General features: G+C 50.7%; 10 protein-coding genes. 8 read left to right on the top strand and 2 right to left on the bottom strand.

Annotated features, from left to right (window positions below):
- Positions 1-15: 15 nt before the first annotated feature.
- Complete coding sequence (locus WFP70_RS06555) at positions 16-1,410, bottom strand: M24 family metallopeptidase (RefSeq protein ID WP_337023021.1); 1,395 nt, start codon at positions 1,408-1,410, stop codon at positions 16-18.
- Between the two features lie 292 nt (positions 1,411-1,702).
- Between WFP70_RS06555 and WFP70_RS06550 the strand changes: the two genes are divergently transcribed.
- From WFP70_RS06550 to WFP70_RS06535, 4 genes are all read left to right on the top strand, one after another.
- Entirely contained in the window at positions 1,703-2,695 is a 993-nt protein-coding gene (locus WFP70_RS06550) for a sugar phosphate isomerase/epimerase family protein (RefSeq protein ID WP_097117921.1), read from the top strand.
- A 424-nt stretch (positions 2,696-3,119) separates the two neighbouring features.
- Positions 3,120-3,767, top strand: a complete 648-nt coding sequence (locus tag WFP70_RS06545; RefSeq protein WP_337023020.1) for an N-acyl amino acid synthase FeeM domain-containing protein — start codon at positions 3,120-3,122, stop codon at positions 3,765-3,767.
- 378 nt (positions 3,768-4,145) lie between these two features.
- Entirely contained in the window at positions 4,146-5,069 is a 924-nt protein-coding gene (locus tag WFP70_RS06540; RefSeq protein ID WP_337023019.1) for a substrate-binding domain-containing protein, read from the top strand.
- Between the two features lie 236 nt (positions 5,070-5,305).
- A complete protein-coding gene (locus WFP70_RS06535; protein WP_337023018.1) occupies positions 5,306-6,133 on the top strand; it encodes a creatininase family protein in 828 nt (275 codons plus the stop codon).
- 37 nt (positions 6,134-6,170) lie between these two features.
- Here WFP70_RS06535 and WFP70_RS06530 read toward each other — a convergent pair whose 3' ends face one another.
- A complete protein-coding gene (locus tag WFP70_RS06530) occupies positions 6,171-7,070 on the bottom strand; it encodes a LysR family transcriptional regulator (protein WP_034830131.1) in 900 nt (299 codons plus the stop codon).
- Between the two features lie 106 nt (positions 7,071-7,176).
- Between WFP70_RS06530 and WFP70_RS06525 the strand changes: the two genes are divergently transcribed.
- From WFP70_RS06525 to WFP70_RS06510, 4 genes are read left to right on the top strand one after another with little or no spacing between them, the layout of a single operon-like run.
- Positions 7,177-8,187 carry a BMP family protein gene (locus WFP70_RS06525; RefSeq protein WP_034830133.1) on the top strand — a complete coding sequence of 337 codons (1,011 nt, stop codon included), beginning with the start codon at positions 7,177-7,179 and terminating at the stop codon, positions 8,185-8,187.
- 16 nt (positions 8,188-8,203) lie between these two features.
- Positions 8,204-9,754 carry an ABC transporter ATP-binding protein gene (locus tag WFP70_RS06520; RefSeq protein WP_337023017.1) on the top strand — a complete coding sequence of 517 codons (1,551 nt, stop codon included), beginning with the start codon at positions 8,204-8,206 and terminating at the stop codon, positions 9,752-9,754.
- The gene (locus WFP70_RS06515) at positions 9,738-10,853 is read left to right on the top strand and encodes an ABC transporter permease (protein ID WP_337023016.1); all 1,116 of its coding nucleotides are present in this window, start codon (positions 9,738-9,740) and stop codon (positions 10,851-10,853) included. Before WFP70_RS06520 ends, WFP70_RS06515 begins: the two co-directional genes overlap by 17 nt.
- Positions 10,850-11,788, top strand: a complete 939-nt coding sequence (locus WFP70_RS06510) for an ABC transporter permease (protein ID WP_337023015.1) — start codon at positions 10,850-10,852, stop codon at positions 11,786-11,788. Before WFP70_RS06515 ends, WFP70_RS06510 begins: the two co-directional genes overlap by 4 nt.

The following is an 11,788-nucleotide window of genomic DNA, read 5'->3' as shown; positions in this document are numbered from 1 at the left end:
CGCTATCAGTTCGCTCTATTTCTTCACGCTGAGAGACAGGTGTTTAGCGAGCAAAAACGGCCTTAAATAGCCAACAGCATTGGATAGCGGCAATACATCGGCATTGAGTTTAATGCCGATTTCATCGCGCAGGTAATCACGTCGACATGTAATTCGCTGCCAAAGTTTCGGATACGCTTCAGCGATCTTAGCCTGAAGTGATGAATCGGCCAACGCAACACACTCTTCTGCGCTGACACCGTTATAGCCCGGTACCGATGGAATGATATCGAGCTGCAATATCATGCCACTTCTCAACAGTTCGCCGGAATTTGGGTAAACCGGCGATGACATCCACTCTTCATCAGCAACCAGATGGCCAGGATTAAGATGCCAGCCATATCGGGCTTTGGGCAGTACATTTTCGATCACGTCATAAAGCTCACCGCCAGACATACCCACGCGGATATTTTCCAGCCAGGCTACCTGTGCAGAGAAGTAGGGTTTAGCGATTCTGTCTAACCAATCTTTCTGAGCGTCAGGCAGTTCAGCAGGACTGGCGATAACGAAAGCAGCTCTGCTGGACAAGCCACCTTTAAATCCTGTGGTCAGCGACAAAGGATCGCCGTGCTGCACCCTTTTGTATGTTGGATAAAGGTTAGCATGATCGAAGCGGACGCCGGTGGCAGCGATGGAGACAACAGTATTGTATTGGCCTTCCGCCGTCAGAAGCGCGCCCAAATCAATTTCCCGCACTCCTACTTCCACCGCGTCCATCGCATTAAGAATACAGTTAGATGCCAGATTGGCCCCATACTCATAATGCGCGATTTCATTGGCGTTGTTGGTCACTCTTGCACCGCCAGCGCCGCTAATAAATAAATGCGCTGCATTTAGCAGTTCAGCCTCTTTTTTCAACGTGCGTTGCAACGCATCAACAATAAAATAAGGTACATCGAAATAGGCAGAACCATTGCCTGCGGCTGGGGTGAACATTTTCCATCCCACCAGGCCTACTTTACTTTTGTTACTCAAGCCGGCAGATGCAAGAAGGTTTTCAAGCGGTGTTTCATGATCCATTGGCTGGTTAGGCAGCGAAAACAACGGGCAGTGAAGCAACGTGACAGGTACGCGTGAAAAGCGAGCCAGTTTGAGATTCTCATTCCCGAGAATAGCGGTACATTCTCCACTGGCATCAACGATCAACAGCCCCTCTTCAAAACGCGGGATGAACCCTGTTAAGTATTCAAAATTCCCGCCGTGTTCTTTGTCTGCATAAATGACCAGCGCATCAAAACCGCCCTCGACCATCCTTTGCATAACCTTATTTTTTCGCTCCAGCATAGTCTTGTCGGAGAGGAAAACGGGTTCAACCTGGGTAAATTTTATCGGTGCTTTAGTCGGGCCAAGCTGAATTGGGGGAGACATCATGATGAATGACCTCAGGTTAACGTGTTTAAGGCTGGAGTGGCGGAAACTGATTGCCGCAGGATTAAGCAAGCTAGCACCTATTGATTTTAATTGTGCACGGATAATGTCTTTCCCGATTCCTTTCTCACTTCAGACACACAAATTTTGTGTGAGGCCACCCTCAATTTTTTCACTCAATGCTGGTTAAGCAAGAAGCTCAAGGCGCAGAATGGAATATATAACCGTTAGTGAATATATATTCATACATTATTGTAGCGCCTCGGATTACCCTAATCCCTAAGGAGAATGTCTTATGAGTGGTTACACCTACCCGAAATTTGGTGCCGGTTTGTGGCATTTTGCTAACTACATAGATCGTTATGCCGTCGACGGATACGGTCCGGCGCTCAGCACGCTAGACCAGATCAAACTGGCTGGCAGTGTTGAAGACTTATCGTATGTTGATGTGCCCTATCCCTTTACTGAAGGTGTTACCGTTGCCCAGGTTAAAGAAGCCTTAGACCAGGCTGGGCTGAAAGCGATTGGCGTGACGCCTGAAATCTATCTGCGCCGCTTTTCTCGCGGTGCCTTTACTAATCCTGATCCCGCACTGCGCAAACAGGCCTTCGACCTGATGCATGAAGCGGCCACAGTCGTGCGAGAATTGGGTGCTAATTATGTGAAAATCTGGCCGGGACAAGATGGATGGGATTATCCCTTCCAGGTTGATCATAAAAATCTTTGGAAACTGGCGGTTGATGGCATGCGCGAACTGGCGAGTGCCAATCCTGATGTCAAATTTGCCATCGAGTATAAACCGCGTGAACCACGCGTTAAAATGACCTGGGATTCCGCTGCACGCACCTTACTGGGGATTGAAGATATTGGACTCGATAACGTCGGCGTGTTGCTGGACTTTGGCCACGCGCTATTTGCCGGTGAATCACCAGCGGACTCAGCCCAGTTGATAATTGACCGCGGCAGGCTGTTCGGTATGGACGTGAATGACAACCTACGTGGCTGGGATGACGATCTCGTTGTCGGCACAGTGCACATGACAGAAATTTTTGAGTTCTTCTATGTGCTCAAAATCAATAATTGGGATGGCGTATGGCAGCTAGACCAATTCCCCTTCCGTGAAGACCATGTTGAAGCCGCCAATCTGTCGATTCGATTCCTGAAGCATATTTACCGTGCACTGGATAAGCTGGATATTGCTGCATTGCAAGCGGCGCAAAGTGAACAAAATCCACTCAAAGCCCAGAAAATCATTCAAAATGCGCTGTTAAGCAGTATTGAAGACTAGCCCTGTAGTGCCCGGCACTTTTTTGCCGGGCAAGCCTATAACCTCCGCTCGCCACCACCAAAATCAATAAACCCTGCTAATATGTAAACCGGCTAAAATGTAAGGATTCATCACATTTTTCTCGCCAATTAGTCCAATTCTTCGTTTAATTCATATCCAATCAGCAAAACACATAAGTGGATCTAAATTTTCATCTCAAAGTAATTCCATTGTTCATTTTTGTTTATTATATTAGCAGTACTTTAACGTGGATGGGTTGAGGTATACCGTGTATTTATCAAGGAAATCAGTTATTAGCAGTGCGATATCTGATGGCGTACTTAATAAGAGAACGCATAGAATCTGCAAAATACTTAATGATATTGATGACAGGATCAGCATTGCACCTGCCACCGGTTTTATAGAGTTTCTCAAGGGAATGGAAATGACCAACGGCGAGTATCGCCGCACTGGCATAGTTAAAGACAGCCGCTCTATTTTCCTCTACAACGAAGGTCTGCTTAATCCAAACAGCACCCTATTCCTCGCGAGAAAAGAACAAGATATTTTGGGCACCATCAGCGTGATAGGCCGCCATGAAAACAACATCCCCTGCGCCACGTTGTTTCGTGAAGAACTTGACGCGTTGCGCCTGGAACAACGCAAAGTGGTTGAGTTAGGCACCCTCTCAGTAAAACACCAATCAGATAGCGACAATTTGGTGTTTATGCTTTATCTCAAGATCATGATTTACACCATATTTGTTGAAAAAGTGGATGATATATTCATTCAGGTTAAGGCAAATGTGGCCTCATTTTATGTGCGTAATTTCTTGTTCAAAAAGGTAGGGCAGAACAAGCTGCATCCGGATTACAGCAATCTTGAAGCCTCCCTACTACGTGTGGACGTGAAAAGCATTCGCGAAAAAATCTATGAGCAGAAGTGTTATGGCTCAAGGGGTTGGCTGCGCATCCTGAACGAACTTGGGTTGTTGAAGCAATATCGGGTTATCTCTCACCAATGCCGACAGTGCTCTCGATTCACGCCAGATAAACGTGATGCTGAAGTTTATCAATACCTTTGTAATCTTTAACTGCCCCCCGATAACAGATCTTTAGATGCGCGCGATAAACTGCTGTTTAGCTTCAATCGACGCAGTGGCTTACTGATGCGCATCTTTCAGTGATTTTATTGGATGTTGTAACTTAATCCCGTAATAAACAAACGGAGCATTGCCAGAAAAATTTGCACCCGGTAGCATTTCTATTCTCTTATTAGAATGCTTCGCCCAAATTTTGTGATCCAGATGAAGGAATCGATTTTTAACGCGTTGACTAATTTCTAGCCTCATCTGAAAGTAATGTTACGCGCTCAAGGTCACAGCGAAAAATATACACAGCACTGTGTGTTGATACGCAATTTATTGCACCCGGGTGCACAAATACCCTATCCACCTTACAGAGATACAAACATGAATATAATCAAAGCAATAATAATCGCCTGTGGTTTACTCAGTGTGTTTGTCGTGCAAGCCAAAACGTATATGGTGGGCGTTGCTCTGGCGAATCTGGATCTTAACTTTGTTTCAATCCTTCGCAGTCAAATGGATACGCAGTTGAAAGAGAAAGGATTGAATAGCCAGTTTGCCGATGCCAAAGGCGATGTTTCACTGCAAATCCAGCAGGTTGATGATTTTATTAATCAGGGTGCCGACGCGATTATCGTGAACCCGGTAGACACGCAAGGTGTTATGCCTGTGATTGCGGCTGCAAAAAAAGCCAACATCCCTCTGATTTTTGTCAACCGTAAACCTGAAGTGCCCCTGAGCGGTAAGATGGCTTACGTTGGCTCCGACTCTGCTTTGAGTGGAAAAATGGAGATTGAAGCGCTGGCAAAACGCATGAACAACCAGGGGAACATCGCCATCCTGATGGGTTCACTCTCTACCGAGGAAGCTCGCCAACGCACTAAAGCCGTTGAAGATTATGTCAGCGCCCATCCAGGTCTTAAAGTCATTCAAAAGCAGACCGCTAACTGGCAACGCAATGAAGCCGTCGATAAAACCCTCTCCTGGCTACAGGATGGCAATTCGATCAACGCCATTGTTGCTAACAATGATGAGATGGCAATTGGTGCGATTATGGCACTGGATCAGTTGAAGAAGAGCGATGTGTTAGTGGCTGGCATTGATGGCACACCGGATGGTTTGCAATTCATCAAGAATGGCAAAATGGCGGTGACCATTTTCCAGGATGCGAAAGGCCAGGCCATTGGCGCAGTTAATGTGGCAAGCGATATGCTGACCGGCAAGAAAACCGAAGCCTATAACTGGGTGCCCTATCAGACCGTCACGAAAGAAAATTACCAGGCGTTTACAGATAAGAATCAAAAATGAGACGGAAGGCGGCCCGCTGGGCCGCCGGGAATGACGTTCGCTTCCACAGGCAGAGTTTACCCTGCTTCAGGGGCCTGATGATGACAGCAGCAAAGCCAAAACGTGTGCCGCTTTCAGTGATATTTTGAAGAGCACCTTGTCAGGAAGGATGACTTAAAGGCAACGATCAGTACGAATTTTGTTGCTTCCATTGCAGTGGCAACCCGCTATGTTGAGCTAAAAAAATGGAGGTTAACATGGTAAAACCGTCTTCGCCCTGGTGGTGGGATCTTTCCACTCGGGAATTTAGTGAACTCGATATGGCAAACATAGTGGCTGTCTTACCGATTGGAGCCGTTGAGCAGCATGGTCCACATCTGCCGGTACGCGTGGATGCCGCCATTAATGCGGGCATTATTCAACGCGCCGTTGAACTCATGCCCGACGACCTGCCAATGTTGGTGTTACCCGCCCTGCCGATTGGCAAATCAGACGAACACCTGGCTTATCCTGGTACGCTTTCACTGCCGTATGAAGTGCTGGGCAAAGTGTGGTTTGAAGTAGCAAAAAGCGCCTGGCGGGCGGGCATTCGCAAAATCATTTTCTGGAATTCCCACGGCGGCCAACCGCAATTAATGGAGATTGTTTGCCGTCAACTGCGCATCGAACTGGGGATGTTTGCCGTTGGGGCCAGCTGGTTCCGGACAATTGATGCATCAGACCTGTATAGCGAAAAAGAGATGCAGCACGGCATTCACGGTGGAGAATCAGAGACCAGTATGATGCTGCATCTGCATCCCGAATTGGTGCAGATGGCATATGCTGATGATTTCGTCTCAACCTCAGTGGCGTTGGAGGCCAGTGGCGGGGTACTCACCCCTGAAGGCGGCATAGGATTCGGCTGGATGGCACAAGACCTTCATCTCTCAGGCACCACAGGCAATGCAGCCGCTGCAGATGCGGAACGGGGTCAGATTGCCACCGACCGTGCAGCACAAGCCTTAATCACCTTGGTTCGTGAGGTGCAAGCATTTAACCTGGACTTCCTCAAAGGTGAAACTGCCTTCCGATCTAAGAAGGTTTAAGCAGACGTTGAGGGCAACCAGACGGATGCCCTCAACGCTAACGCAATGCCGACATCATACCTTTTAGTGTCTCCGCAAATACGCTACCAATAGCGCTTGTTCCGCGATCGTGACCAATCAACATCAGCGTCTGTGTATGCTGCGCAAGCTCACGGACCGGGATATAGATCAATCGCCCGCTTCGTTGGTCTGATTCGATATCAATCGGTGTCAGGAAAGTCAGCGTCTGGTCCATCATCGCTGACTGGCGCATCACCTCAATGGAATTAGTTTCGATGACCGTTTGCAGATTGATCGATGCTCGCGCGAAAACCTCATTCAAGTATGGCCTGATGACCATAGATTTATCAGCAATCACCACGGGATAAGGCAGACAGTCACTAAGACGTAGGCTGGCTTTTTCAGCCAGCGGATGACCTGTGCCCACCACGGCCCCCAGTCGCACCGGTACACTGGCAAGTTTTCGATGCACAGGCTGCAGTTCAAAATCAAACCCAATCCCCAAATCTGCTTCACCGCTTGCTACTGCATTGGTGATATTTTCACCCGTGGTGAGTTGCTGAAGATGCAATTTCACTCGTGGATTAGCACGACGAAACTCCGCTGCCGTAAGGGGAATAAGATTGGCGGCCAGCCCGCTCATCATTGCTACTGTGACTTCACCGCGCCGCAGTCCTTTCAATTCCTCAATCTTCATCTGCGCTATTTCAATTTCTTTAAAACTCTGACGCACGTGATGAATCAAGGCTTCGCCCGCTGCGGTTAGCACCATTTTCCGTGGCAGTCTCTGGAACAAGGGTGTACCTAGCTCTTCTTCCAACGCAATCAGTTGGCGATTAATGGCTGAGGCCGAAATATGCAAACGCTCAGCGGCCTTGCGGATAGAACCGCTACGAGCAATCTGGTCAATATAAATAAACAAACGGTGCTGAAGCATGCTTTCCTCTGCGTTGCCTTTAAGGCATCAGTAAGTGCGAAAAATGATGCTTTTAAGATAATGCTCTTCCGGTGATTAATACATCAAAACCACACCAGGAGAACACATGATGGCAGACGTATCCCGCAGAAAATTTGCGAAGTTAGTGGCTGGCGCGCTGTTGTTACCGGCTCTGGCTCCCATGCTGTCGCGCAGCGCAATGGCAGCGAATAACACCATAAAAATTGCCCTGCTGCTGCCAGGCTCTGTTGCCGATGGTGGCTGGAGTTCACTGGCATTTGCTGGATTACAGAGCCTGAAAAAGGCCGGTTTTAGCGTCGCCTACAGTGAAAGCGTACCGCAAGCTCAAATGGAACAAGTGATCCGAGGTTACGCTGACGATGGTTACACCCTGATCATTGGTCACAGCTTCGAATACGGTTCCGCATTTGCCGAAATTGCGCCGGAATACCCAGAAACCTACTTCTTCGCCTCAACGTTCAAACCTGGTGAGAAATCGCCTGGTAACGTTGAGTACGTTAACCTCGCGTATTTACAAGGCGCCTATGCTGCAGGGGCACTGGCGGCACTGATCTCCGATAAAGGTAAAGCCGTCGGCTTTGTTGGCGGAGGCGATAACCCCACTCAGCAAGCCATGATGCGGGCCTTCATTCAGGCTGCAGAAAAGACCCGCCCCGGCATCAAAGGTATGGGTGTGGTCACTGGCGATTATGACAACGCCGCCAAAGGCCGTGAAGCGGCCACCACCATGATTGGCAATGGAGCCGATGTCATTTGGCATGCCGCTGATGTGACCGGCTTAGGCGCAATGCAGGGCGCTGCCGCGGGTAAAGTGAAGGCCATCGGTTGTTATGTCGATCAGCGTGATGTCGCACCAGATTATGTCGCGTGCAGCTTCCGTCAGAACCTCGACTGGATGGTTGAGCAAGTCGGCGAGTCAGTCGCCAATAAAACCTTCAAAGGGGGTGATGAATGGCATCCAACGGTGGGTAAAGCCTGGTCGGTGGTCAGCGGCAATGAACACTACAACAGCAAACTCGTCAGCGCGGATGCATGGGCTAAATTCCAGACCATTTGGCAGCAGCTCGACAGTGGCGCGTTGAAACCAACTGTTTAACCGGCGGGAACTTGTTATGACAGCAACAGCACCTGTTCGCGTGGCACTCAATCACATCACCAAACGCTTTGCTCGCGTCGTGGCCAACGATGGCGTTTCACTCAGCATAAAAGCCGGTGAAATCCACGCCTTGCTGGGAGAAAACGGTGCAGGTAAAAGCACCTTGATGCAGATTCTGTATGGCCTGTATCAGGCAGATGAGGGCGAGATTGTCGTGGATGGATTACCCCGGCGTTTTCGCGATCCGAGTGATGCCATTCACTGCGGCATCGGGATGGTTCACCAGGAATTCATGTTGGTACAGCCAATGACCGTGGTCGAGAACGTGGTGCTGGGGCTGAAAGAGAGCCGAAGTGGCATGCTTAATCTGCAGGCAGCTGCGCAACGGTTACAGGCGCTCTCTGACAAGCACGGTCTGGCGATTGATCCCTGGGCGAACGTGCAACATTTGCCCATTGGCGTGCAGCAGCGCGTTGAGATCCTCAAATTATTGTACCGCGACGCCCAGGTACTGATTCTTGATGAACCCACTGCAGTGCTTACGCCACAAGAAAAAGAAGGCCTGTTTGCCACGTTAAAATCACTGTGCGCTGAAGGGCGTTCCGTCGTGATCGTGACGCATAAATTGTATGAAATCATGGCCATCGCCCATCATGTTTCGGTGATGCGCGGCGGCAGAATGATCGATTCGGTCGATATCAATGACACTTCAGAGCGCGATTTGGCCCGCCGCATGGTGGGCCGTGATGTGGTACTTCGCGTGGAGAAATCCCCCTGTCAGCCGGGTAAAACGGTATTGCATGTCGACAATATTGCGGTCCGGGATGCCAGCGGTCAGCAAAAAATCTGGCGCGTTTCTTTGCAGGTTGCAGCCGGTGAAATTTTGGGTATTGCTGGGGTCGAAGGTAACGGCCAGTCCGAGCTTGCTGAAGCATTACTCAATCTGCGCAAGCTGGAGGCCGGGCGCATTTTGTTAAATGGGGCCGATATCAGCGAGGATTCCCCGGCAGTCCGTCGTCATAAAGGGATGGGATTGATCCCCGCCGATCGTCGTGGCGTCGGTTCAGTCACAGCGTTATCAATCACTGACAACGCCTTGTTAGGCCGCCAACACCGTTTCACTCGGGCAGGTGGTTGGTTGCTGGACCGACAGCGCATCAGCCAGCATGCCCGCGATATTATTGCACGTTTCGCTGTACGCACACCCGATGCGGATTTCGAAGCGGGAAAACTCTCTGGCGGCAATTTGCAGAAGCTCATACTCGGTCGTGAAGTGGCGAGCGATCCCTGCTTACTGGTGGTTGAACAACCGACACGTGGTTTGGATGTCGGCGCGATTGAGAGCGTGTGGCAAGGGTTAATTGCGGCGCGCGATCGCGGCTGCGCCATTCTGATGATTTCCGCAGAGCTGGAAGAGATTCTTAACCTGTCCGATCGCATCGCCGTGATGTACAGCGGACAAATCGCGGGCGAACTGCCTGCTCATGAAGCAACAGCAGAAAAACTGGGTGAGCTTATGGCGGGCGCTCATCTGCAAAAAGGAGGCGAACGTGAAGAAGCTGCTTGAGAGACGTCTCGCCCCTGCAGAATCCACTGGCGCGCTGATGCTGACCAGCATCTGCGGCATTATCGCCGCTTTCGCTATCGCGGGATTGTTGTTTATCCCCTTCGGCGGTAATCCGCAATCAGCTTATGGTTTCCTGTTCAATGAAGCATTCGGCTCTCTGCGCAGTCTTGGTCTGAGCATAGTCCAGGCCACGCCGCTCATGCTCATCGCGCTGGCGACCATTGTGGTGTGGCGAGCTGGACTGGGTTATATCGGCTTTGAGGGTTGCTTTTTACTGGGCGCTGCAGCAGCCAGTTGGATCGCGCTTTCAGGTACACCACAGGGTTTTCCGTGGGCCATCCCCCCTCTGTTTTATTGGCCGATGGTTTTACTGGCCGCGTTTCTAGCGGGTGCCATTTGGGCCGGATGGGTCGGTGCGCTTCGCGTCAAATTCGGCGGCAATGACGTCCTGATTTCATTAATGGCAAATTACGTTGCGTTATTCATCGTGCAATTCCTTGTTTCCGGACCGATGCGTGCCCCGGGCGACCTTCCACAAACGCCACGTTTGCCCGCCGATAGCTGGTTACCCTTTGTGATGAACGGTATGCGTGCGCATTGGGGAATCGCCATTGCTCTGGTCGCTAGCCTGTTTGTTTTCTGGCTGTTGCGCGCCACGCCGGCGGGCTTTGAAATAAAAATTGCTGGCCTGAATCCACGTGCTGCACGCTACAGCGGAGTTGATGTTAACCGTCGTCAGATGGGGGCCGTATTGCTCGGCGGAGGATTAGCTGCGCTTGCCGGGTTGTGTGCGGTGCTTGGCGTTCAACATCGCTTAATGGATGGCATTTCCGGAGGGGTGGGTTTTATCGGCGTGGTCGTCGCTTTGCTGGCGCGTCTGAATCCGTTACTGGTAATCCCTACTGCGATTTTATACGGCGGGCTCGAAGTGGGCGGCAGCGCCATGCAGCGCCAAACCGGTTTACCGACATCAGTGGTGCTAATCCTGCAAAGTCTGGTGGTGTTATTAATCCTTGCCGGTGATTTGCTGCGCTACTACCGCATTAACTTACCGGGCTTACGCAGATCCAGCCGTCCATTTGTGGAGGAGCAATCATGAATTTGCTGGCTAATCTCGATACCGCGTTCTTTATCAGCTGGCTTGCCGCCGCGGTACGACTTGCCGGACCGGTGCTACTTGCTGCGCTAGGTGAAATCTACTCCGAACGTTCCGGCGTGCTCAATATTGGCATTGAGGGCACCATCTTACTTGGCGCGCTGGCCAGTTACATGATGGCAGTTGAAAGTGGTTCTACGGCGCTGGGTTTTATCGCGGGTGGCGTTGGCGGCTTGATCGTTGGCTGCGTGCTGGCCGCGCTCTATCTGCGCGCACATGCCAGCCAGGTCGTGGTTGGCATTGTGTTTAATATTCTCGCTGCCGGGCTTGCATCGTGGATCTATGCCTTGGTGATGGGCAATGGGTCGTCGCCAACCATTCCTATGCTGGAGCCCTGGCATATTCCGGTGCTCTCATCCATTCCCGTCGTTGGACCGATTCTGTTCCAGCAGCCGCTGCCCCTTTACCTCACGCTGATTCTGGCCGTATTGGCACAGTATTGTCTGTTTCATACGCGCTTTGGTCTTTCGCTGCGCGCCGTTGGAGAAAACCCGCGAGCTGCGCATGCTGCCGGCCTGAACGTACTGAAAATCCGAACCTGGGGCGTGATGTTTTCCTGTGTCGGAGCGGGTTTAGCAGGTGGCTATCTGGTCACCGCGCAAATTGGCCTGTTTCGCGACAATATCGTCAGTGGTCAAGGGTTTATCGCGCTTGCTATCGTGATTTTTGGCCGCTGGAGCCCACTAAAAGCCCTGCTCGCCGCCTTTATCTTTGGTGCGGCTGATGCACTGCAACTCTCTTTACAGCTGTTTGAAAACACGCTGCCACCGCAGGTGCTGCTCGCTCTGCCTTATCTGCTCACGATTCTGGCGATGTCAGGTGTCGTGGGACGCACATTACAACCCGGCGCACTGACGCAGCCTTATCGAAAGGAATAA

The organism is Pantoea sp. USMM079, assembly GCF_037153115.1.
GTDB lineage: Bacteria > Pseudomonadota > Gammaproteobacteria > Enterobacterales > Enterobacteriaceae > Pantoea > Pantoea communis.
Note: the sequence above shows the minus strand (reverse complement) of the source record. Positions and strands in the feature narration are given on the sequence as shown.